We start from the raw sequence: 23,321 nt of genomic DNA, 5'->3' as shown, positions 1-23,321 counted from the left end.
TTTAAATTTTAATTTGAATTGTTAAAATTACTGATTTTAAGATTAATATAACACAAAAAAGTTAAAAATATTATTGGAAGTTTCTTAAAATTCTTTTTTTTAACAAATTCCTGCTAAATACACATTAAAATATTTTGGAAACCCACAACATATCAAATAAAGAATTAAATTTGTTAAAACTACATTTATGAAACCCGATATTGTTTTTAATAAAGATTTTGATGCGGCTACAGTTTTCGTGATGGCGATTTACCAAAACAAACCAGCTCTCGTTTGGGATTATTTCACCAAAGCAGAATTACTTGATCAATGGTGGGCACCAAAACCATGGCGTTGCGAAACTTCAAATCTCGATTTTCGTGAAGGTGGAAAATGGAATTACGCAATGGTAGGCCCAGATAATGAGCGGCATCGCGCCGGAGTAATATACGAGGAAATCAATGCGCCTAGAAGTATTTCGTGGATTGATTTTTTTGCTGATGAAAACGGAAATCCAACTTCGGAAATCCCTTCTGTGAATTGGCTGATTGGTTTTACAGGCGTTGAAGAAGGCACCAAACTCACCATCAATATTCATTTTAATTCCGAAAATGATATGAAAACAATTCTCGAAATGGGTTTTGAAGAAGGTTTTAAAATGGCTTTAAATCAATTAGCAGAAATAATTAACGGAAAAAATCGGCCATAAACCGATCTTTTTGTTATTTGAATAATTCTTCGTCAATAAAATACTGAATGATTGCTTTTTTCATCAAAATCTGTTGTTCATTCGGTTTCAATTCCGGCAGGTTTTCTACCTCATCAAAATGCGGATAACCATCATCGTCGTAATGTGAAAAACGATAATATCCAAATGGTTCCAAAAGTCGGCAAACTGCGATATGTAGAATATTTACCTTATCATCTTTCGTATATTTCTGCTGTCCGCTCCCGAGTTCCTGCACGCCAATTAAAAACAATATCGTATCAATTTGCGGATGTTTATCGGTATCGAAATTTTCAACAAAAAATTGTTCTACTTCTTCCCAAAGTTGGTTTTCAGATTTATTTTCCATCAATTTTATTTTCTAATTTTAATAAAAATGCATATTCTAGCGCGTCTTCTTTTAAAGATTCAAATCTTCCTGAAGCTCCACCGTGACCAGCACTCATATCGGTTTTGAAAACCAAAATATTCGAATCTGTTTTCAGCTCACGAAGTTTTGCGGTCCATTTTGCTGGTTCCCAATATTGCACTTGCGAATCATGCAACCCTGTGGTAATCAACATATTTGGATAATTTTTAGCTTCCACATTATCGTATGGCGAATACGATTTCATGTAATCGTAATATTTTTTTATTTTAGGATTTCCCCATTCGTCAAATTCACCTGTGGTCAAAGGAATTGTTTCATCGAGCATTGTCGTAACCACGTCTACAAAAGGAACTTGCGCCACAATCCCGTTGAAAAGTTGCGGCTCATAATTGATCACAGCGCCCATCAAAAGTCCGCCCGCACTTCCGCCCATCGCATAAAGATGTTTTTCAGAAGTATAGTTTTCCGAAATCAAATATTTTCCGGCATCAATAAAATCAAAAAAAGTATTCTTTTTGTTAAGCATTTTTCCTTCTTCATACCACTCTCTTCCCAAATACTCACCACCTCGAATGTGCGCAATTGCATAAATAAATCCGCGATCGAGAATCGACAATCTTACGTTCGAAAAACTTGCGTCTACGGTATGCCCGTAACTTCCGTAACCGTACAAAAGCAAAGGTGCTTCTGCTGATTTCGGTGTGTTTTTATGATAAACCAAAGAAATTGGAATCTTATTTTTTCCATCTCTCGACGGAGCCCAAATTCTTTCAGAAATATAATTTTCCGTGAAGAATTTTCCACCTAAAACCTCTTGTTCTTTCAAGATTTTAGTAGTTTTTTCCTTCATATCATATTCTGAAGTTGAATTGGGTTTGGTAAGCGAGGTGTAACCAAATCTCAGCTTTTGGGTATTAAACTCTAAATTCAGCCCAATATAGGCGGTATAAGTTGGGTCTGAAAACTGCAAATAATGCGAATTTCCACTGTGGTTATCGATGATTTTGATATGAAGCAAACCTTCAGTTCTTTCTTCAAGCACCAAATAATCTTTGAAGATTTCGAAACCCTCGAGCAATGTTTCTTTTCGATGTGGAATTACTTCTACCCAATTTTCAATTCCTGGCTGGGAAACCTTGGTTTTTACGATTTTAAAATTCAAGGCGTCATCTGCATTGGTAATGATGTAAAATTCATCTTGATAATGCTCAACGGAATATTCCAAATCCTCGATCCTTGGTTGAATAATTGTCCAATCTACGAAAACATTATCAGCCGGAATAAAACGCATCTCATCGGAAATTGTACTGGAACTTGAGATGAAAATATATTCTAAAGATTTGGTTTTAAAGACATTAACATCAAAAGTTTCATCTTTTTCATGAAAAATCAGAACATCATCTTCCGATTGGGTTCCCAACTGATGCCTGAAAACCTGAAAAGCGCGCAAGCTTTCGTCTTTTCTAATGTAGAAAACATGCTGATTATCATTTGCCCAAACTACTTTTCCGGTGGTATTGAAAATCTGATCTTGGAAAACTTCTCCGGTTTCTAGATTTTTAAAATTAATGGTATAGATTCGTCGTCCGAGATTGTCGGTTGAATAAGAAATCAATTTGTTATCAGGAGAAACTGCAACGCTTCCTACTTCGAAAAATTTTTCGCCTGCTGCTAAAATATTTACATCAATGAGGATTTCCTCTTCATTTTCCAAAGTCTGGAATTTTCTGCTGAAAATCGGATATTCCTTCCCTTTTTCGTAGCGTACCAAATACCAGTATTCATTGAAAAAATAAGGCAAACTTTCGTCGTCTTCTTTGTATCTAGCTTTCATTTCGTCGAAAAGCAATTGCTGAAAATCTTCGGTATCTTTCATGATTTCGTCGCAGTATGCATTTTCTTCTTCGAGGTATTTCAGCACCTCGGGATTTTCTCTTTCGTTCATCCAGAAATAGGGATCTAGCCTTCTGTCACCGTGAATTTCGAGAAGTTTTTCTATTTTTTTTGCTTTAGGAGCATTCATATTGTTGTAAAAATTACGTCGGATTTTTTCATTAAAAAAAGCCGATAAAGTTATGATTTATAAAAAATAAAAACCATCTTATTCGTAGAAAAAGACGGTTTTATATCTCAAACTGAAGATGAATTACTTATTCATACTTCTTACATATTTTTCAATTGCCATTGTCATTGATGGAGTTTCTTTGCTTGGCGCCATCACATCCACTCTCAATCCGGCTTCTTTTGCGGCCATTTCTGTGGTGTTTCCGAAAACTGCGATTTTGGTATCTTCTTGTTTAAAATCTTTGAAATTAGAACCTAACGATCTAATTCCTTGTGGACTAAAGAAAACCAACATGTCGTAATCTTTAATATTAATGTCACTCAAATCACTGGAAACAGTTCTGTACATGGTTGCTTTGGTCCAATCAATCGGAGCAGCTTCCAATACTTTCAAAATATCCAGACTGATGCTTTCTGCGGCAGGTAACAAATATTTTTCTGTTGGGAATTTTTTGAATAAAGGCATTAAATCGGCGAAAGTTTTTTCACCAAAAGAAATTTTTCTTTTTCGGTACACGATATGCTTTTGAAGGTAGTTTGCAATCGCTTCAGATTGGCAAATATACCTCATGGAATCGGGAACCGCGAAGCGCATTTCCTCTGCAAGGCGAAAATAATTGTCAACGGCATTTTTGCTGGTGAAAATAATCCCTGTAAATTGTGCCAAATCAATTTTTTGTGTTCTAAGTTCCTTTGCATCTACCCCTTCTACATGAATAAAAGGCCTGAAATCTATCTTGATTTTTTCCTTTCTGGCCATCTCTAAATATGGAGAAGATTCATTCGGTGCAGGTTGCGAAACTAATATAGATTTAATTTTCATCATCAAAATAATTAAAAAAACAATACCTTCCAGAGTACCAAAACGGGTACAATTTGGAGGGTGCAAATATACAAAATTTTATAATACCATCTTTCGGGAAGTATCCGACTGCTGTGAAAGAGATAATAGCTTAATTTAAATAAAAAAATTGCGGCCAGTCCTACTACACAAATATTAAACATTTCTGCACGATCCACTATATAAAAATTGCTAATCACACACAAAATCATGATTATCAACGAAAAAGAAAAATAGAATTTGGAAACGGTAAAATAAAACACTTCCCATTTCTTCACCGATCCCGTCCCAGCAAAAAACAGATAACTTAAAGCGTTTTTCATGAAATAAAATGCACTAATTGCCAAGAAAGTATAGCCAAACTTGTTCAATTCATAGCCTCCAATTTGCAGAGCGCTAATGGTATTTGGAACAGCCGGCAAATACGGAGAAACCAAAACCGATAAAGTGACGCAAAAAACCACACTAATTATCATCCAGCTTAGGAAATTATTTGTAGAATCGGGAAATTTCTGCATAAGAAATTCCAATACGCCAGAATCCCTGCGCAACGAAACCAGCATGAATATATAAAGGAAAATACAGCCCACAAGAATCCATACGACCCAATCATTATGCTGTGCAATTCTAATCAATTGATTATTTTTTTTGCAAAAATAAGAATATAAAAAGAAATAATTCACTGAATTCCTCTACAAATAAAATCTCAAAAAAATTCCTCCAAAAAGAAATCCTTAAAAAAAGAAGCAGGAAAAGTTTATCTTTGCAAATTAATTTCAAGGATGAAGAAACTCGTCATTATTCCTACTTATAACGAGAAGGAAAATATTGAAAATATAATTTCAGCAGTTTTTGTATTGGAAGAGGACTTCCACATCCTTATTGTTGATGATTCTTCGCCCGACGGAACAGCAGATATTGTAAGAAATTTACAAAAAATTTATCCGCATATTCTTCATCTCAGCGTTAGGAAAACCAAAGACGGTTTGGGAAAAGCGTACATCCACGGTTTCCGGTGGGCGCTACAAAACCAATATGATTATATTTTTGAAATGGATGCCGATTTTTCGCATAATCCAAAAGATCTGAGTAAACTTTTTGAAGCGTGTAAAAATGCAGACATGAGCATTGGTTCGCGCTATTCCAAAGGAGTTAATGTGGTGAACTGGCCGATGGGAAGGGTTCTTTTGTCCTATTTCGCATCGAAATATGTTCGCGCAATTCTCGGAATTCCGATTCATGATACCACTGCCGGGTTTGTGTGCTTTTCGAGAAAAGTGTTGGAAGAAATCGGACTAGACAACATTAAACTTAAAGGTTACGGCTTTCAGATCGAAATGAAATTTCGTGCCTACAAAAAAGGGTTCAGAATTGTGGAAGTGCCGATAATTTTTACCAACCGGGAATTAGGCGAAAGCAAAATGAATGGCGGAATCATCCATGAAGCTGTTTTTGGTGTTTTAAATCTAAAATGGAAATCAATCATCGGGAAATTATGAAAAATTGGTTTTTTATCATCTTTACCTTTTTATTGGCGAGTTGCTCGGAACTAATCGATCCTCCGAAAAACCTAATCGAGAAAGATAAAATGTCAGAAATTATTGCTGAATTTGCCATCAATGATCAGATGAGCAACTTCTTCCCGCAAACCAATATCGAAAATTTAACGCGATTTACCCTTAAACAAAAGAATATTACGGCAACCGATTTTGTCGAAAGTTATAAATTTTATACCGCGACAGGAGATATGGAAAAAATCCTCAACAATGCACAAGAAATTGTTTTGGAAAAAGATCCTGCAGCGAAAGATTATATTGAAAAGAAATTAAAAGAAAATAAAAACGTACCCGCGTTTGCAAGATAATATGATGTCCCAATTTTTCGAAATCAACAATACAACGACCGGAAAAGCAAGAGCCGGAACCATTACTACAGATCACGGAACCATCCAAACTCCAATATTCATGCCTGTTGGGACGGTAGCTTCTGTAAAAACTGTTCATCAAAGAGAACTTCGCGATGACATCAAAGCTCAAATTATTTTAGGAAACACATACCACCTCAATTTACGTCCGAAAATGGATATTATGCAGGCTGCAGGCGGTTTACATAAATTCATGAATTGGGATTTGCCGATTCTTACCGATTCCGGTGGTTATCAGGTTTTTTCTTTATCAAAGTCCAGAAAATTAACCGAAGAAGGTGTGAAATTCAAATCACACATCGATGGAAGTTTACATTTCATTTCTCCTGAAAAATCTATGGAAATCCAGCGTCAAATTGGTGCTGATATTTTTATGGCTTTTGATGAATGTACGCCGTATCCTTGCGATTACAATTTGGCCAAAGATTCTATGGAAATGACCCATCGATGGCTAAAAAGATGCATCGAATGGATCGAAGAAAACCCGGAAATCTATGGACATAAACAGAGACTTTTCCCAATTGTTCAAGGTTCTACTTTTTCTGATTTAAGAAAAATTTCGGCGGAATTTATTTCCGAACAAAACGCAGCCGGAAACGCAATTGGCGGACTTTCCGTGGGTGAACCTGAAGAGGAAATGTACCGAATCACCGACGAAGTAACCGATATTTTGCCCAAAGACAAACCAAGATATTTGATGGGCGTCGGAACACCGTGGAACATCCTAGAATCCATCGGTCTCGGAATCGATATGATGGATTGTGTGATGCCGACAAGAAATGCAAGAAACGCAATGCTCTTCACTTGGAACGGTGTGATGAACATGAAAAATAAAAAATGGGAAAGCGATTTTTCTCCGTTAGACGAGTTCGGGACCAGTTATGTGGATTCAGAATATTCCAAAGCGTATGTCCGACATTTGTTCGTTGCGAAAGAATATTTGGCAAAACAGATCGCTTCGGTACACAATTTGGCGTTCTACCTCGATTTGGTAAGAGTTGCCAGAGAACACATTATAGCCGGCGATTTCTACGAGTGGAAAAACTCGGTAATCCCTACGCTGAAAACAAGACTCTAACAAGGAACCATGTTCATGAAAATAATCGATTTATATATCATCAAAAAATACCTCGGAACCTTTGGGTTTATGCTGGGATTGTTGACGATTATCGTTTTGGTCATCGATGTTCAGGCGAAAGCTCCGAGAATTGAGTCCAATGGCTTTAAAGTTTCAGAATTTCTCGTGAATTTTTATCCGTATTGGATTATCAATTTGATCATTACTTTCATGTCGATTTTGGTTTTCATTTCGGTGATTTTCTTTACTTCCAAAATCGCCAATAACACTGAAATTGTCGCCATTATAAGTTCTGGGGCGAGTTTTCATCGTTTTGCAAGACCTTATTTGCTGACATCGGGATTCATCGCGTTAATCGCTCTTTTAATCAATCATTTCGTTTTGCCACTTTCGAATATCAAGAAAAACGAGTTGGAACCTTACACTTACAATGCGGTTAGCCGTGCGGAATTCACCGGAAATTCCGAAGTTTCTACCCAACTTTCCAAAACCGAATATATCTTTATTAAAAGTTATAATAAAAAAGAAAAACGCGGCTCTGGATTTATTTATCAAAAATTCGATAAGAACAAAAAATTAATCTATCAGTTGAACGCCAACGATTTCTATTGGGATAAAGACAAAAAATATTTTTCGCTTAATAATTATTTCGAAAAAACCATCAATAAAGACGATACAGAAAAACTCAACAATGGAAACACGTTGAACAAAAGTTTTGGTCATCCGCCGGAAGAGCTTTTCCCGGATGTTTTGTTGGGGCAAAATAAAACCACTCCAGAACTCATCAAATTCATCGATCGCGAAAAAGAAAAAGGAAACGCAAACTTGAACAGCTATTTGAATGAGCTCTACCAAAGAACTTCGATGCCGGTTTCGGTAATTATTCTTACCTTTTTGGGGCTTAGTTTGTCTTCACAAAAAAAACGTGGCGGATTGGGGCTCAATCTTGCGCTAGGAATTGCATTGGCATTTGTTTTTGTGTTCTCATTTGAGGTGCTGAAGGTGGTTTCCGAGAATAAAAGTATGCCACCGCTTCTTGCGATGTGGTTTCCAAATCTCATTTTCGGACCAATTGCTTTGTATCTTTATTTCAAAAGAGCCAATCAATAAAGCAATTCAATTTCCTTGTGATAGAACTTTTTCAAACCGTCATTTTCCAGTTCAACCCAAAGAAAACCTTCTTCATCTACATTTTTAATGATGCCATTCTGTCTCATCTCATGGTGTGAAAAAACAGAAACTTTATCTTTTCTGAATAATCGGTGATTGATTTCTTTCAAAATATTGTCTTCTGAGGCTTTTTTGGTTAAGTTTTCCATTAAATATTCATAAAGTTCTTTTGCGAAATCATGAAGTTGAAAGCTTATTCCAGTTTGCGTAAACAAAGAACCCGCCTTTTTAAGATCTTGAAAATCAGTTTGTAAAACATTCAAACCAATTCCGATAATAAAATAAGAAATTCCATCAATATTCTTTTTCTCGATTAAAATTCCTGCTACTTTTTTATTCTGAATTATCAAATCATTCGGCCACTTGATTTCTACAGTAGATTTTGTCATTATGGCAAGAAAATTAGCCAAAACTTCAGCGGTACGAAAATTGATAAATTGATCCCGAATGGTGAATTGATCCACCGGTAAAGCCATCGAAAAAGCAAGATTTTGGTTTACCGATAAGTTCCAGCTATTGCCATATTGCCCTCTTCCTCGAGTTTGGTTAAAGGTATAAATCGCCAAATGTGCAGATCGCGTTAAAGTAAAATGCCTGAGAATTTCGTCATTAGTAGAAGTACATTTTTCAAGGAAAATAAGTGTGCTCATTTATGAAAACTTTAAGAGATAGAAACAGCAAAATTGGCTTTAATTAAATAAAAAAACAATAAATTTGCAGATTATACAAGATTTTTAATGAATAAAATTACAGAAAAACAACTGCTTACCAACAAAATCGTGGAAGCAATACAAGATACAAAAGGTGAAGACATCATGATTTTCGATCTTTCTAGCATCGAAAACTCAGTAGCTCAAACATTTATAATTTGCACAGGAAACTCCAATACTCAAGTTTCAGCAATCTCCGGAAACATTGAAAAAAAAGTTCGAAACGAGTTACAAGACCGACCATGGCATGTGGAAGGAACTGAAAATTCGCTGTGGGTTCTGCTCGATTATGTGTCTGTTGTAGTACACGTTTTCCAAAGAGAAACCCGTGAGTATTACGATATCGAGGAGCTTTGGGGCGATGCCAAAATCACTAAAATAGAAAATTAATCTAAAGCATTGACGGAATTCTTTTTTCGTCAAAATTTTTATAAAAACAGATATGAATAACAACAAAGGATTTAACTGGTTTTTTCCGATACTGATCGCAGCAGTATTGCTGTTCTTCTTCACCAACATGAATAGCGATTCTAGCTCCAATTCACTCGACGAAGAAGGCTTCTTTCAACTGCTTCAGCAAGGAAAAATTCAGGATGTAATGATATATAAAGACACCGAAAAAGCGGATGTCTTCTTAACCAAAGCTGCAAAAACAGAACTTGCCAATAAGCAAGTTGCCAAAGATAAAAGTCCATTTTCTACATTTGATTTTGCACCAAAACCAGATTATACATTGAGTTTTGGTGATTTACAGCTTTTCCTTGAAAAGTTCGATAAAATCAAGCAGGAAAACCCCGCCATTGCAACTAAAAGAGACTATGGAATTGGCAAAAACCCAATGACAGAACTGCTTTTCACGGCTGTTTTCTGGATCGCAATTATGGCATTATTCTATTTTGTGATCTTCCGAAAAATGATGGGCGGCGGAGGTGGCGGTCCTGGTGGACAGATCTTCTCCATCGGAAAATCGCGTGCTAAATTATTTGATGAAAAGGAAAAAGTACAGGTAACCTTCAAAGATGTTGCTGGATTAGAAGGCGCAAAAGAAGAAGTACAGGAAGTGGTAGATTTCCTTAAAAATTCTGAAAAATACACCAAATTAGGAGGCAAAATTCCGAAAGGAGTTCTTTTAGTAGGTCCTCCGGGAACAGGTAAAACCCTTTTGGCAAAAGCTGTTGCTGGTGAAGCAAAGGTTCCTTTCTTTTCACTTTCGGGTTCCGATTTTGTGGAAATGTTTGTGGGAGTTGGAGCTTCCAGAGTTCGCGATCTTTTTGCGCAAGCTAAAGCGAAATCTCCGGCGATTATTTTCATTGATGAGATTGACGCTATTGGTAGAGCGAGAGGTAAAGGAAATTTCACCGGTGGTAACGACGAAAGAGAGAACACTCTTAACCAATTGCTTACCGAAATGGATGGTTTCGGAACAGATACCAATGTAATCGTAATGGCAGCAACCAACAGAGCTGACATTTTGGATAAAGCGTTGATGCGAGCCGGCCGATTCGACCGTTCCATTTATGTTGATTTGCCCGAACTTCACGAAAGAAAAGAAATTTTCGACGTGCATTTGGCGAAAATTAAACTTGATGAAAATATCGACAGAGAATTTTTGGCTAAACAAACTCCGGGATTTAGTGGTGCTGATATCGCAAATGTTTGTAATGAAGCAGCCCTAATTGCTGCGAGAAACGGCCATGAATCTGTAAATAAACAAGATTTCTTAGACGCTGTAGACAGAATCATCGGTGGTTTAGAAAAGAAAAATAAAGCAATAAAACCTTCAGAAAAAAGAAGAGTTGCCTATCACGAAGCTGGTCATGCAACCATTTCTTGGCTCGTGGAACATGCTGCTCCTCTATTGAAAGTTACCATTGTACCAAGAGGCCGATCGTTAGGCGCTGCATGGTATTTACCGGAAGAAAGGCAGCTTACAACAACTGAACAGATGTACGATGAACTTTGTGCAACTTTAGGGGGAAGAGCTGCGGAACAAGTAATTTTCGGAAACATTTCTACCGGAGCACTTTCCGATTTGGAAAGAGTTACCAAACAAGCTCAGGCGATGGTGACAATTTATGGTTTAAACGAAAAAATCGGAAACATTTCCTACTATGATAGTTCTGGTCAATCCGAATACAATTTCGGGAAACCATATTCTGAGCAAACTGCCAAAATAATTGATGAAGAAATTTCGAAAATCATTGCAACTCAATATCAGAGAGCATTACAAATTTTATCAGCAAACAAAGATAAACTTGATGCATTGGCCAATAAACTTCTAGAAAAAGAGGTGATTTTCAGAGAAGATTTAGAAGAAATTTTCGGTCAAAGAGCTTGGGATCCTGAACTTACTGAGCATCCGGTTTCCAACACTCACACTCCTGAAAACGAATCACCGGAAACCATTTTAGGTCCGGAATCTAATACACAGATTTAAATTAATAACCTGATAATTGCGGTAACCTGCAAATTATCAGGTTTTTTTTTATAATTTTATCTCCTATAATAAATATTTTCTATTTTTGTAGTATCAATCGCATAATTCGATAGAAATTGAGTCTTTTTAAAAAAATTGTTGGCAAAATATTAAATCAACCTGAGGAAGAAGAAAATCCGGATTTGATCAAACTTGGAGATCAGCTGAAAAATGCAGATCTCGACTATAAATTTGCCCAATTATTTACCCATTCCGGAGGTTTTTTTAATTATTGTGCTGATGAAGCCGAAGCGTTGCAAACCCTCAATCACATTCTGAAAATCGAAGATATTAAATCCGTATTTTGCTGGGATGAAGATTTAAAGAATTTCCTAGATGTAGTGAAAGTTCCATATACCACAGAACTGGAATTGTTCAACGACGCTGCATTAATTACCTGTGAATACCTAATTGCCTACGACGGCAGAATCATGCTGTCGCACAACAATATTCTGCACTATCATTCTTCGCGACTTCCGCAAAAGATCATCATTATGGCGAATGTTTCGCAAATCGTGACCAATTTGAACGATGCGATGAGCAAAATCAAACGCAACGGAAATATTCGTAACCTAACCTCAATCAGCGGTAGCAATTCAAAATTAGATACTCCGAACAAAGACAATACGAAACTTTTCTTACTTTTGCTCGAAGATTAATTTTTCCTTCAGTATAAAGAATTCCCGGGAAAACCTAACACGCTTAATCAATAAATTTTGGATAAAAATCTAGTTCAACGGCTTTTCGGAGGTGCAATTTATGGTTTTCTAGTCATTTTATGCACCACTCCGCTCGGCGCTAATTTGATCAACAAAATCTCTCCCGATCTCGTTGTTCGCCAAGAAAATCTTTTTTACGGCTTAATGACTTTCTTTGCGTTTGTAGGAGCTTGGGAATGTGTGAAAATGATGAAGTTCAACCCAAAAAGTTGGGAAAAATGGTTAGTTTTCCCGCTTATTGTTCTGGTTTTTTATCGCTTTTCAAAGAGATTTTTCCAACACGGATTTTATTTCAATTTCAATCTTTCAGAAATCCTTGCACTTTCGCTGATTGTAATTGCCGTGATCACACTTTTCAAGTTTCCGAAAGAATTGTATTACGACAATGGAAAATTGATATTCACAGTGATTTATCTTTCATTACCGTTTGGTTTTGCGCTTGGATTGCCAAAATTTAGCTCGTATGACGACACGTTTACATTAGAGGTTTTCTTTCTTTTTGCTCTCATTTGGAGCAGCGATAGTTTTGCTTTTTTTGCCGGAAAACTTTTCGGAAAACATAAAATGGCTCCAAAAATTTCTCCTAAAAAAACTTGGGAAGGTTTCGCAGGAGGAGTGATTTTAACGTTGATTCTATCATTTTTTGTTGAAAGATTTCACCCCGATTTGCGTGGAAATTGGATCGTAGTAGGATTCTTAATTTCCGTTTTTGCGCCACTCGGTGATCTTGTGGAAAGCCAATTGAAGAGAACATTCGGTGTGAAAGATTCAGGAAATATCATTCCTGGTCATGGCGGTATTTTAGATCGACTAGATAGTTTTATTATCTGCGCACCTGCCGTATATTTGTACTTTATTTTAGAAAAATTTATATAAAAACTCATGAAACTCCATAAAGAATCCACCGGAACAATCATCGTTGCAAGTATTGTGTTCGCTTTACTTACATTCCTATCGGTTTATTTTCTAAAGGAATGGTCGCTCCTTATCATTATTCCATTATTAATAATTTACGGATTGGTATTTTGGTTTTTCCGTGTTCCGCAAAGAGATATTTTGGCTCATAAAGAAAACGTAATTGCCCCTGTTGACGGTAAAGTGGTGATGATTAAAGAGGTTAAAGAAGATGAATTCATCAAAGGAAAAGCCATCCAAATCTCTATTTTTATGTCTCCGCTGAATGTTCATATTTGTCGTTATCCGGTTTCCGGAAAAGTGATTTACAAAAAATATCATCCGGGAAAATATTTGGTTGCTTGGCACGAAAAATCTTCTACCGAAAACGAAAGAACTACAGTTGCAGTTGAAAGTTTAACGAATCATAAAGTTGTTTTCCGTCAAATCGCAGGTTATGTAGCAAGAAGAATCGTTTTTTATTGTAATGAAGGCGATGCGGCAAAAGCAGGGCACGAATTTGGTTTCATAAAATTCGGTTCCCGAATGGATGTTTTCTTACCGTTGGACACTGAGATCGTATGCAAAATTGGTGATAAAACCAAAGGCGGTATCGATGTTATTGCAAAGATGCAAGCTTAAAAATTTAGAAAATATTTCACAAAAAAAAGAATCAGCATTTCCACTGATTCTTTTTTTATTTTCTTTCTATCTACCAATTAAATTGGAACGAAAATCACCGCTGCAAGTGCTGCTAAACCAATAGCAACCGAAGCTACGATATCTACTTTTTTCGCTTCTCGAACGTTAATTTTGCTTAGCACAACATCTTCTCCGGCTTTTGTTTTTCCGTAAATATTTTCGTTGTCTTGCTTCAGTACTTTCATTTTGATGACTTTCGCATCTTGCGTCTGGAAAGTATATTTTTCGTACAATTCCAAAGAATTATTTTGTATCGGTTTCTGTTGGTTCACCACGCTTACTTGGCACGATAACAGTATGAAAATCATCAATATAGCGAATATAGGTGCAAATTTTATCATTATATTTATTTATTTTTTTCAAATTTAATAAATAAAAACTTATAAAATCATGGTCTCGAAAATAATTAAAGCTTATTCAAGTCCTGTGCGATTAACCAAGCTTCACTCCAACATGCTTGAAAATTAAACCCTCCTGTAACCGCGTCAATATTTAGAACTTCGCCAGCAAGATAAAATCGATCGATGACTTTACTGGTCATATTTTTAAAATTAATTTCCTTTAAATTGACTCCGCCCGCTGTGACGAATTCGTCTTTGTAAGTAGATTTTCCAGTAACTTTCATTACATTTTTACAAAGATTCTGCAAAATATCCTGGAGTTCTTTGGAAGAAATTGTGGAAATATTTTTATCTAAATCAATTTTTGAAATCCATAAAATTCGATGCCAAAATCTGGTAGTAATTTCAAATATTTTCGCGGTTCCAATAGATTTTTTTGGATTTTCTTGGCGAAATTTCATGAACATTTCTCTTGCTTCCTCCATATCAATTCCGATAAAGTTCACAAGAATATCGAACTGATATTTTAATGCTGCCAATTCGCGAGCTTTCCAAGCTGAAGTTTTCAAAATCGCCGGTCCAGAAAGTCCCCAATGCGTAATCAACATTGGTCCGGACTCATCTGTTTTCAATTCAGGAATTGCCACTTCTGCATTGGGGAAACTGGTTCCCATCAAATCTTTCAGGGTCTCATTCTTAATATTAAAAGTAAAGAGCGAAGGAACCGGCTCTACAATTTGATGACCAAGATTCTGTAAAATTTTCAAGGATTTTGGCGAACTTCCGGTGCAATAAATCACAAAATCTGCAGTATAATCTCCAGAATTAGTTTTGACAAGAAAATCTTCGGCATTTTTTACAATTTCTGTAACAACGGATTTCGTTTTGATGGTGAAATTTTTCTGGTTCACTTCATTCATCAAACAATTGATGATGGTTTGTGAAGAATTACTTTCAGGAAAAATACGGTTATCGTCCTCAATTTTTAAGGAAACATTTCGCTGATCGAACCAATCCATAGTATCTCCCGGCTGAAATTGGTGAAAAACACTTAGAAGTTCCTTGTTTCCCCGCGGATAAAATCCTACCAAATCTCTTGGATCGAAACAAGCATGAGAGACGTTGCATCTCCCACCACCGGAAATTTTCACTTTCTGCAAAACTTCGGAATTTTGTTCGAGGATGGTGACATAATATTTACTTTCGTCGAGGTTTGCAGCGCAAAAAAAACCGGCCGCTCCGCCTCCGATGATGATGATTTGTTTCTTCACAAGTTGGAATTTTTAAAGCTATACGATTTCACTGATTTAATTTAAGTATAAAATAAAGTGTAGCATAGAATTTTGCAAAAATACGATTTTTCTACCCCATGATTAATGCGTAGTTTTGTAAACTAAAAATAACACCAAATGTCTTTATACCATTATAAATTTGATGTAAGATGGAGCGATATCGACGCCAATAAACATCTTGCAAATTCCTCTTATGTGCAATATTGTGCGCAAACCAGAATGGCTTTTATGAACACTCATAAAATGGGACTTAAAGAACTGAGCAGATGGGGAATCGGCCCTGTAATTTTACATGAAAGATATTCCTTTTTCAAAGAAATATATGCTGATCAAACGGTTTATGTAAGTGCAGAAATCGCTGGAATGTCGGAAGATGCCAGTATTTATCGGTTTTTACATAAATTCTATTTACCCGACGGAACTCACTGTGCAACTTCAGAAGCAACCGGTGTTTGGATCGATATGATGTTGCGAAAAACAACCACTCCGCCCGATGATATTTTGGAAGTAATGAAGGAATTCAGCTCTGAGAACACGAAAATATTAACCAAACAAGATCTTAAAGATCTTCCTTTCCGCCCAGAAAATGTAGAAGCTTTTCATAAAAGAGACACTTTTACTTGGAGAAAACAAAAAGAAGATTAGTTATATTTTTCTAATTTCTTAACTCACAAAAACTTTAAATAATGCTCGAAGATAAAAATCCGCAACTTACGCCCATTTCAACTTATGGTGAATTTGGACTCATAAAACATTTAACCGAAAATTTTAGTTTCAAGAATACTTCCACAGAAATTTCTATTGGTGATGACGCTGCGGTAATCGATCCTGAGAACAAAAAAATAGTTGTTTCGACGGATATTTTGGCAGAAGGGGTTCACTTTAATTTGGGCTACGTTCCTCTTAAACATCTTGGTTACAAAGCAGTTGTGGTAAACATTAGCGACATCGCAGCAATGAATGCTATTCCAACACAAATCTTAGTTTCCCTTGCTGTTTCTAATCGTTTTCCAGTGGAAGCTTTGGAAGAAATATATGCCGGAATTGCGTTAGCTTGCAAGCATTATAAAGTTGATTTAGTAGGTGGTGACACGACGAGTTCTAATTCTGGTTTGGTGATGAGCATCACCGCAATTGGGATGGAAGATTCTGAAAATATCGTGAAAAGAAGTGGCGCAAAACCCAATGATTTATTGGTGGTAACTGGTGATTTAGGAGGTGCGTATCTTGGTTTGCAAATTTTGGAAAGAGAACATGCCGTTTACCTCGCGAATCCAGATATGCAACCTGAAATGGAAGGTTATGATTATATTCTCGAAAGACAATTGAAACCAGAAGCCAGAACCGACATCAAAAAGACTTTAAATGAGCTCGGTGTAAAACCAACGTCTATGATTGATATTTCGGACGGATTATCTTCTGAAATTCTTCACTTATCAGATCAAAGCAAAGTAGGATTCAGATTATATGAAGAGAAAATTCCGATGGATTCTTTAACTATTTCTACGGCAGATGAACTGAATTTGAACCCTGCGATGTGTGCGATGAATGGAGGTGAAGATTTTGAATTGCTCTTCACAATCTCTCCTGAAGATTTCGAGAAAATCAGAAATCATCCGGATTTCAGCATTATCGGTCATGCTGTGGAATTAGAACACGGAAATTATTTGGTAGCAAGAGGAAGTAATGAGCTTATCGCACTGAACGCGCAAGGTTGGGATGCTTTTTTGAAAAAATAAATTAAAATTTATTTCCTACAAACGCTGCGAAAACATTGGGATGTACCAATTCCTCGACGTTTACGGAAATATCGTTGTCTTCAATTTCAGGTTTTTCAAATTTATTTTCATCAAAAAACAGAAGTTTCCATTCACCATTGTTGTATTCCAGGTAGGATAAATTTTCGATCCAATCACCGGAATTCAGGTAGTGAACCGATCCATTTTCCTGGGTTACTTTCCGGTCTGCTGGTTGATGGATATGGCCGCAAATCACGTAATCATAATGGTTTTCGATGGCAAGCTCGATTGCTTTTTCTTCGAAATCGCCAATGAACTTTACTGCATTTTTCACTGAATTTTTAATTCTTTTAGAAAGCGAAACTTTTTTTCTTCCGAAACTTTCGAGGATAAAATTAATGGCTCTGTTGAGTAAAATCAACCAATCGTAGCCAATTCCGCCGATTTTCGCAATGATTTTTGCGCCTCCTTTGGTTGTATGATCAAAAATATCACCATGAAAAAACCAATGTTTTTTACCGTTGATTTCCAGCAAATACTTGTCGGTGAGAAAGAGATTTCCCATTTTCAAATCACTGTATTTTCGTAAGAATTCATCATGGTTTCCGGTGATGTAGATGATTTGGGTTCCGCTTTTCATCATCTTAAAAAACTCACTCAGAACCGCCATGTGCGAATTGGGGAAATATTTCTTAGAAAAAGCCCATCCGTCAATGATGTCGCCATTTAAAATCAATAATTTTGGGTTAATGCTTTTCAGGTAAGCGACCAATTCTGTAGCGTGGCAACCGTATGTAGCCAAATGAATGTCGGAAAGAACTACGATTTCAACTTCTCTCTTTGCCATATCTGTTTTTCCAAAAGTAAGATTTGAATATGAAATATGGATGAATTTAAAATTAATTTTGCTGCCCAAAAAGCTGCGAACTTCAAATCATAAAAAATCCCCAATCTTTCGAAAGGGGATTTGTATTATTTCCGACTAATCGGTTCGCAATAATTATGCGTTTGGTTCAATAGATACGAAAGATCTGTTGTTTTGTTTCTTTCTGAAAACTACTTTTCCGTCAACTAATGCGTGAAGCGTGTGGTCCTTACCCATTCCCACATTTTCACCTGGGTGGTGTTGTGTACCTCTTTGTCTCACGATGATGTTGCCAGCAATCGCTTCCTGTCCACCGAAAATCTTTACACCCAATCTTTTAGAGTGAGATTCTCTACCGTTCTTGGAGCTACCAACTCCTTTTTTGTGTGCCATTTTATTTTAAGGTTTTTGGGTTAAAATTATTCAGCAGTTTCGCTGTCTGCTATTTTGGTTGTTTTCTTAGCAGGCTTCTCTTCAGTAGCTGCTACTTCTTTTTTTGCTTTTGGCTCAGCTTTTTTCTCCTTTTTACCACCATCAAAACCGGTAATTCCAGTAATTTGAATTTGAGTTAAAGATTGTCTGTGACCGTTTTTCTTTTCGTAACCTTTTCTTCTTTTCTTTTTGAAGATGATTACTTTATCAGCCTTTACGTGGTCTAAGATTTCAGCATCAACAGTGATACCGCTTACAGCCGGGGCGCCGATTGTTGTAGTACCGTTTACAGTAAGAAGAACTTTGTCGAAAGATATTTTCGCTCCTTTATCTCCTTTCAGACGGTGCACAAACAACTTCTGGTCTTGCTCAACTTTGTATTGAAGCCCTGCTATTTCTACAATTGCAAACATTGTTTATAAATTTTGTTAGTTAATTCGAGGTGCAAAAGTAATAATTATTTTTGAGTTATCCACAATCATTATAAAACTTTTTAATAGATTTTTACCTATAAGTTACTGAGGATGAAATTCGTAATCGAAAAACTTCTTTTATTCTTAATGAAAAACATTTTTAGATAAGATTTTTAATTAAATTTGATTTTATTACCATTATGAAAAGAGATTTATACATTGATTTTGCCAAAGGTTTTGCCACCTTATCGATTATTTTTATTCACACCGTTTTCTGGTCCGGACAGTTTTATGTTCCTACCGAAATGCGGGTTCTGTCTCTATTGATTGATGTGCCTTTATTTTACGCATTAAGCGGATTAACCTCGGGCGGAAATGTAGAGAAAACCCTTTATCGTTTGCTGAAGTTGCAGATTACTTACATGATTTTTGTGACTTTCCTCTTCTTCCTCGACTATTTTTTTAAAGTTTTCGGGCTGAATATTTTTGGTTTAGAATGGATGAAGGAATTCTACTCTACTTTCGGGACAAAGTACGTACCACAAAACATTTCCGATGTTCCGCAATGGCAAAATCTCGGTAATTGGTATCTGCATCAGTACACCAACGCAGACACTTTTCCAGTCGTGATGGGAAGTTTTTGGTATTTGAAAGTCTATTTTATCCTTACCGTTTTCGGAGTGCTGATTCTTAGATTCTTCCCGAAGCACCTCAATTGGTTTATCGGTTTGTGTTTTGGTTTAACTTTGATTTTCAATCTTTTACCACAATATTATCCAACAGGACAAGTTGGTTATGTTGCATTTTATTTAGGACTATTTTTATTGGCCAATCGATTTAAAGGAAAGAAAATTCCCACCAAATGGATTCCTATTTTATACGGAATTTTAATTCTAATTTTCATTTTACTCTTCTGGAATTCGGGCAAAGAACTTTTCATGAAGATGAATAAAGCTAAATTTCCACCGAAATTATTATACATTTTCTGGTCCAGTTTTTCTTTGGTTACACTTTTTGTTTTATACAACCGATTGAAAATCAGTAAGGAAAGTTTCATAACGTACATCGGAAAAAATGCGATATTTTTTTACTTTGCACAGGGAATCAGCTCGTCGCTGGTTTATTTTATAGTAGTTGGTTTAAAGGACAAAATGCAATGGTGGATTTTAATGATCATCATTTACCTCATCAATATTTTGTTGGCAGTAATTATCGCTGAAGGATTGAAAAAAATAGACGCTTTCGGCTGGAAAATATTGGAATTTCTCCGAAAAAAAACCGCTTCAACGAATTGAAACGGCTTACATTTTTTAGATAAAAAAAGAAAACTAGTTGTTTTTGCCACCTCTGGCAATCAGTGCGATGATGATAATAAGTACCACTGCGCCAAACACCCAATAGATAGGGTTGCTAAACCACTGTTCAGTAGTCGTGGTTTTAGTTGTAGTTACATCCACATTCAAATCTGGAGATTTGGTTGCATCCTGAGCCATCGCCAAAACACTGAAGAAAAAAGCAAGAATTGACAATCCAAATTTTTCTAGTTTTCCTGATAATAATTGCGTGTTCATAATTTATTTTTTTATTGTTATGTTTCTCATTAGTCAATATTAATGCCAATTTTATTTAACTAAACCTCTATTTTCTCCAAAAAATTGAAATATCATTGAGAAATCCACAATCTATTGTGAAGTAAATTATCTTTAAATTTGTTTTAAAATTTTCGATATGTTTAAGCTGAAACTTCTTACCGATCCAAGATGGGCAAATATTGCTGAAGGAAACTTGGAGGAAATCCTCACTGATCACGCTTGGTGCGAACAAAAAGCGACTACCAATGCGATTTCCCTAATCACCATGTTGCCGGAATATCCCGATATTATAACCGAACTGATTCTCATCGCTCAGGAAGAGTTGGAGCATTTTCAGATGGTTCACGAAATCATTAAAAAACGCGGTTTCGAATTCGGCAGAGAAAGAAAAGACGATTACGTGGGTGAACTCATTAAATTCATTCGACACGGTGGTACGCGAGACGAAAGAATTATCGACCGAATGCTCTTTGCAGCGATGATCGAAGCCCGAAGTTGCGAACGATTCAAAGTACTTACCGAAAACATCAAAGACGAGGAATTGAAGGTTTTTTACAAAGAATTGATGATTTCTGAAGCGAATCATTACACCACCTTTATCAAATTTGCGCGCCAGTTGGGTGATCCCGAAAAAGTGAACCAACGATGGGAAGAATGGCTGGAATATGAAGCTGAAATCATCAAATCTTACGGTAAAAAAGAAAGCATTCACGGATAAAAATTTTAACGAAAATCATCGAAATTTTCCTATTTTTACCCAAGCCAATTTACTTTCGGAAAAAAGATGCAGAAACAAAAGCTTGAACAAATCCTCAACACCTTGGTAAAATCTTTTTTCCAAGGTTTATTAATTATCGGGCCTTTTGCTGCGACGATTTGGATCATCTGGTACATCGTTTCCAGCATCGATAATATGATTCCCACGATTTCCGAAAAACTTTATCCCGGCATTACTTTTTTCACTGTAATCGGCGGAACCGCATTAATTGGCTATCTCGGAAACAAATTCATTATCGGACGTGTTGTGGTTGATAGTTTTGATTATTTATTGGAGCATACTCCGGGGATCAAATTCATATACACTTCACTGAAAGATGTGATGACTTCCTTCGTGGGCGATAAAAAGAAATTCAACCAACCCGTTCTCATCAAAACTGCCGAAAATCCTGCTATTTGGCGGATCGGATTCCTTACCCAGCGCGACCTTTCCTCCGTGGGATTCCCGGGTTATGTTTCGGTTTATCTTCCCCATTCTTATGCCGTTTCCGGTTGGGTAGTTTTTGTAGAAGCAAGCAATATTCAAATTTTAAATAATGTAAGTGCTGCACAAGCCATGAAATTTGCGGTAAGTGGCGGTGTTGCAGGTTTCCATTCGGACGACAATGTTTTTAAGGCTCCGGAATGATTTGATGCTGAATTTGATTTTAATTAAATCTCAAAGCACATTTTCAACCTCATTCTTAACCTTAAATGCAATCTTAAATGAAACTTCCTTACGCTGAACCCTATCGAATTAAAATGGTGGAAGAAATCCGCCAATCTACAAAAGAAGAACGTGAACAATGGCTGAAAAACGCCGACTATAATTTATTCAATTTAAAATCTTCGCAAGTTTATATTGATCTTTTAACCGATTCCGGAACGGGTGCGATGAGCGACCAACAATGGGCTGCCCTGATGACGGGAGACGAAAGCTACGCTGGATCCCGAAGTTTCGAAGAACTTCATGAAACCGTAAAGGAGATCACCGGTTTTCAATATCTTCTACCAACGCATCAAGGAAGAGCCGCTGAAAATGTACTATTTTCGGTTTTAGTGAAAGAAGGCGATGTGATTCCGGGAAATTCTCATTTCGACACTACCAAAGGACATATTGAGATTAGAAAAGCTCACGCGATCGATTGTACGGTGGATGAGGCTTTCGATATTGAAAATCTTTTCCCTTTCAAAGGAAACATTGATTTAGAAAAACTGGAAAATGTTTATAAAACCTATCCTAAAGAAAAAATTCCTTTTTGTTTAATTACAATTACGTGTAATTCCTCCGGCGGACAACCGGTTTCATTGGAAAACATGAAAGCGGTGAAAGAACTTTCAGACCGGTATGGAATCCCGATTTATTTTGATTCAGCGAGATTTGCCGAGAATGCGTATTTCATTAAAAAAAGAGAAAAAGGCCAAGAACACCGAAGCATAAAGGAAATTGCGAAAGAAGTTTTTTCTTATGGAGTTGGGATGACGATGAGTTCCAAGAAAGACGGCCTCGTGAACATCGGTGGATTTATCGCGTTGAATGATGAAAATATTTTCCGAGCCGCTTCCAACATGACCATTATTTACGAAGGCTTCATTACCTATGGTGGAATGGCAGGACGAGATATGGCTGCATTGGCGGTTGGTTTGAACGAGGCTACAGAATTTGAATATTTAGAAAGCCGAATTTCGCAGGTTGAATATCTTGGAAATAAACTAATAAAATTCGGAATCCCAATTCAGAAGCCGATTGGTGGACATGCGGTGTTTATCGATTCATTGAAATTTTTACCCAATATTCCGCGAGAAGAATATCCAGCGCAGACTTTGGCCAACGAAATTTACAAAGAAGCCGGCATCCGCACCGTGGAAATCGGCACAATATTAGCCGACCGTGATCCACAAACGAGACAAAACCGCTACCCGAAACTCGAACTGGTAAGGCTTGCCATTCCGCGCAGAACGTACACCAACAATCACATGGATTATATTGCTGTCGCCATCAAATATGTTTACGACCGACGCGACGAAATCGAGAAAGGGTACAACATTACCTGGGAATCTGAAATCCTGCGTCACTTCACGGTAAAACTGGAAGAAGCTTAAAACAACAAAATCCGTTCGGCATTGCTGAGCGGATTTTTATTTTGCGTGGCAATTATTAGTTATGATTTTTAAATGCCATTCCCTAAAATTAAATTTGATTGAATTACCAAATTTTGGTAACTTTGATTTGTTAA

27 protein-coding genes are annotated in these 23,321 nt (G+C 36.6%); 17 read left to right on the top strand and 10 right to left on the bottom strand.

What is annotated here, in order from left to right; translation table 11 throughout:
* The first annotated feature begins 187 nt into the window (after window positions 1-187).
* On the top strand, window positions 188-688 hold the full coding sequence (locus AP75_RS05810) for an SRPBCC family protein (RefSeq protein ID WP_088263826.1): 501 nt from the start codon (window positions 188-190) through the stop codon (window positions 686-688).
* Window positions 689-701: 13 nt separating this feature from the next.
* On the opposite strand, the gene AP75_RS05805 is transcribed toward AP75_RS05810, so the two are convergent.
* The 3 genes from AP75_RS05805 to AP75_RS05795 all read right to left on the bottom strand — a co-directional run bounded on the left by AP75_RS05805 (window position 702) and on the right by AP75_RS05795 (window position 3,963).
* Window positions 702-1,055, bottom strand: coding sequence for a hypothetical protein (locus AP75_RS05805; RefSeq protein ID WP_088263824.1), 354 nt, complete (start codon window positions 1,053-1,055; stop codon window positions 702-704).
* Complete coding sequence (locus AP75_RS05800; RefSeq protein WP_031503562.1) at window positions 1,045-3,099, bottom strand: S9 family peptidase; 2,055 nt, start codon at window positions 3,097-3,099, stop codon at window positions 1,045-1,047. The genes AP75_RS05805 and AP75_RS05800 overlap by 11 nt, the downstream gene beginning before the upstream one ends.
* A 123-nt stretch (window positions 3,100-3,222) precedes the next feature.
* Window positions 3,223-3,963, bottom strand: coding sequence for a uroporphyrinogen-III synthase (locus AP75_RS05795; RefSeq protein WP_088263822.1), 741 nt, complete (start codon window positions 3,961-3,963; stop codon window positions 3,223-3,225).
* A 417-nt stretch (window positions 3,964-4,380) separates the two neighbouring features.
* On the opposite strand from AP75_RS05795, the gene AP75_RS14530 reads away from it, so the two are divergent.
* The 5 genes from AP75_RS14530 (at window position 4,381) to AP75_RS05770 (ending at window position 8,093) form a co-directional block, all read left to right on the top strand.
* Window positions 4,381-4,554: a hypothetical protein gene (locus AP75_RS14530; protein ID WP_221404532.1), complete on the top strand. Its 174-nt coding sequence runs from the start codon at window positions 4,381-4,383 to the stop codon at window positions 4,552-4,554.
* Between the two features lie 209 nt (window positions 4,555-4,763).
* Entirely contained in the window at window positions 4,764-5,480 is a 717-nt protein-coding gene (locus AP75_RS05785; protein WP_088263818.1) for a polyprenol monophosphomannose synthase, read from the top strand.
* Window positions 5,477-5,845 (top strand): DUF4296 domain-containing protein, encoded by a 369-nt coding sequence (locus AP75_RS05780; RefSeq protein WP_051872737.1) that lies wholly within the window; start codon window positions 5,477-5,479, stop codon window positions 5,843-5,845. Before AP75_RS05785 ends, AP75_RS05780 begins: the two co-directional genes overlap by 4 nt.
* A 1-nt stretch (window position 5,846) precedes the next feature.
* On the top strand, window positions 5,847-6,983 hold the full coding sequence (tgt, locus tag AP75_RS05775) for a tRNA guanosine(34) transglycosylase Tgt (RefSeq protein WP_031504581.1): 1,137 nt from the start codon (window positions 5,847-5,849) through the stop codon (window positions 6,981-6,983).
* A gap of 15 nt (window positions 6,984-6,998) precedes the next feature.
* Window positions 6,999-8,093, top strand: coding sequence for an LptF/LptG family permease (locus AP75_RS05770; RefSeq protein ID WP_031504578.1), 1,095 nt, complete (start codon window positions 6,999-7,001; stop codon window positions 8,091-8,093).
* On the opposite strand, the gene AP75_RS05765 is transcribed toward AP75_RS05770, so the two are convergent.
* On the bottom strand, window positions 8,087-8,803 hold the full coding sequence (locus AP75_RS05765; RefSeq protein ID WP_031504577.1) for a biotin--[acetyl-CoA-carboxylase] ligase: 717 nt from the start codon (window positions 8,801-8,803) through the stop codon (window positions 8,087-8,089). The two genes, AP75_RS05770 and AP75_RS05765, sit on opposite strands and share 7 nt — an antisense overlap.
* Window positions 8,804-8,890: 87 nt before the next feature.
* Between AP75_RS05765 and rsfS the strand changes: the two genes are divergently transcribed.
* The 5 genes from rsfS (at window position 8,891) to AP75_RS05740 (ending at window position 13,594) form a co-directional block, all read left to right on the top strand.
* Window positions 8,891-9,253 (top strand): ribosome silencing factor, encoded by a 363-nt coding sequence (gene rsfS / locus AP75_RS05760; RefSeq protein WP_031504575.1) that lies wholly within the window; start codon window positions 8,891-8,893, stop codon window positions 9,251-9,253.
* Window positions 9,254-9,305: 52 nt separating this feature from the next.
* Complete coding sequence (gene ftsH / locus AP75_RS05755) at window positions 9,306-11,300, top strand: ATP-dependent zinc metalloprotease FtsH (RefSeq protein ID WP_088263816.1); 1,995 nt, start codon at window positions 9,306-9,308, stop codon at window positions 11,298-11,300.
* Between the two features lie 116 nt (window positions 11,301-11,416).
* The gene (locus tag AP75_RS05750; protein WP_088263814.1) at window positions 11,417-11,998 is read left to right on the top strand and encodes an LUD domain-containing protein; all 582 of its coding nucleotides are present in this window, start codon (window positions 11,417-11,419) and stop codon (window positions 11,996-11,998) included.
* 57 nt (window positions 11,999-12,055) lie between these two features.
* Complete coding sequence (locus AP75_RS05745; RefSeq protein WP_031503144.1) at window positions 12,056-12,934, top strand: phosphatidate cytidylyltransferase; 879 nt, start codon at window positions 12,056-12,058, stop codon at window positions 12,932-12,934.
* 6 nt (window positions 12,935-12,940) lie between these two features.
* Complete coding sequence (locus AP75_RS05740; protein WP_031503142.1) at window positions 12,941-13,594, top strand: phosphatidylserine decarboxylase family protein; 654 nt, start codon at window positions 12,941-12,943, stop codon at window positions 13,592-13,594.
* Between the two features lie 77 nt (window positions 13,595-13,671).
* Here the strand turns inward: AP75_RS05740 and AP75_RS05735 are convergent, their stop codons facing one another.
* Window positions 13,672-13,995: a bacteriophage spanin2 family protein gene (locus tag AP75_RS05735; RefSeq protein WP_262488053.1), complete on the bottom strand. Its 324-nt coding sequence runs from the start codon at window positions 13,993-13,995 to the stop codon at window positions 13,672-13,674.
* Window positions 13,996-14,060: 65 nt separating this feature from the next.
* A complete protein-coding gene (locus AP75_RS05730; RefSeq protein WP_088263812.1) occupies window positions 14,061-15,266 on the bottom strand; it encodes a BaiN/RdsA family NAD(P)/FAD-dependent oxidoreductase in 1,206 nt (401 codons plus the stop codon).
* Window positions 15,267-15,404: 138 nt separating this feature from the next.
* Between AP75_RS05730 and AP75_RS05725 the strand changes: the two genes are divergently transcribed.
* Complete coding sequence (locus AP75_RS05725; RefSeq protein WP_034767167.1) at window positions 15,405-15,932, top strand: acyl-CoA thioesterase; 528 nt, start codon at window positions 15,405-15,407, stop codon at window positions 15,930-15,932.
* Between the two features lie 41 nt (window positions 15,933-15,973).
* Window positions 15,974-17,026 (top strand): thiamine-phosphate kinase, encoded by a 1,053-nt coding sequence (gene thiL / locus AP75_RS05720; protein WP_031503136.1) that lies wholly within the window; start codon window positions 15,974-15,976, stop codon window positions 17,024-17,026.
* Window position 17,027: 1 nt separating this feature from the next.
* On the opposite strand, the gene AP75_RS05715 is transcribed toward thiL, so the two are convergent.
* The 3 genes from AP75_RS05715 to rplU all read right to left on the bottom strand — a co-directional run bounded on the left by AP75_RS05715 (window position 17,028) and on the right by rplU (window position 18,736).
* Window positions 17,028-17,873: a UDP-2,3-diacylglucosamine diphosphatase gene (locus tag AP75_RS05715; protein ID WP_031503134.1), complete on the bottom strand. Its 846-nt coding sequence runs from the start codon at window positions 17,871-17,873 to the stop codon at window positions 17,028-17,030.
* A gap of 153 nt (window positions 17,874-18,026) precedes the next feature.
* Window positions 18,027-18,284, bottom strand: a complete 258-nt coding sequence (rpmA, locus tag AP75_RS05710) for a 50S ribosomal protein L27 (RefSeq protein WP_027376950.1) — start codon at window positions 18,282-18,284, stop codon at window positions 18,027-18,029.
* Between the two features lie 26 nt (window positions 18,285-18,310).
* On the bottom strand, window positions 18,311-18,736 hold the full coding sequence (gene rplU / locus AP75_RS05705) for a 50S ribosomal protein L21 (RefSeq protein ID WP_031503129.1): 426 nt from the start codon (window positions 18,734-18,736) through the stop codon (window positions 18,311-18,313).
* 200 nt (window positions 18,737-18,936) lie between these two features.
* Here rplU and AP75_RS05700 point away from each other — a divergent pair, with 200 nt between their 5' ends.
* Window positions 18,937-20,031: an acyltransferase family protein gene (locus tag AP75_RS05700; protein ID WP_031503127.1), complete on the top strand. Its 1,095-nt coding sequence runs from the start codon at window positions 18,937-18,939 to the stop codon at window positions 20,029-20,031.
* Window positions 20,032-20,064: 33 nt separating this feature from the next.
* Here AP75_RS05700 and AP75_RS05695 read toward each other — a convergent pair whose 3' ends face one another.
* Window positions 20,065-20,307, bottom strand: coding sequence for a hypothetical protein (locus AP75_RS05695; protein WP_031503125.1), 243 nt, complete (start codon window positions 20,305-20,307; stop codon window positions 20,065-20,067).
* A 157-nt stretch (window positions 20,308-20,464) separates the two neighbouring features.
* Here AP75_RS05695 and miaE point away from each other — a divergent pair, with 157 nt between their 5' ends.
* The 3 genes from miaE (at window position 20,465) to AP75_RS05680 (ending at window position 23,187) form a co-directional block, all read left to right on the top strand.
* The gene (miaE, locus tag AP75_RS05690) at window positions 20,465-21,046 is read left to right on the top strand and encodes a tRNA-(ms[2]io[6]A)-hydroxylase (RefSeq protein ID WP_031503123.1); all 582 of its coding nucleotides are present in this window, start codon (window positions 20,465-20,467) and stop codon (window positions 21,044-21,046) included.
* Between the two features lie 66 nt (window positions 21,047-21,112).
* Window positions 21,113-21,733, top strand: coding sequence for a DUF502 domain-containing protein (locus AP75_RS05685; RefSeq protein WP_031503121.1), 621 nt, complete (start codon window positions 21,113-21,115; stop codon window positions 21,731-21,733).
* Window positions 21,734-21,810: 77 nt separating this feature from the next.
* On the top strand, window positions 21,811-23,187 hold the full coding sequence (locus tag AP75_RS05680) for a tryptophanase (RefSeq protein ID WP_031503119.1): 1,377 nt from the start codon (window positions 21,811-21,813) through the stop codon (window positions 23,185-23,187).
* The last annotated feature ends 134 nt before the right edge of the window (window positions 23,188-23,321 follow it).

This window comes from Kaistella haifensis DSM 19056 (assembly GCF_000735695.2).
Lineage (GTDB): Bacteria > Bacteroidota > Bacteroidia > Flavobacteriales > Weeksellaceae > Kaistella > Kaistella haifensis.
Note: the sequence above shows the minus strand (reverse complement) of the source record. Positions and strands in the feature narration are given on the sequence as shown.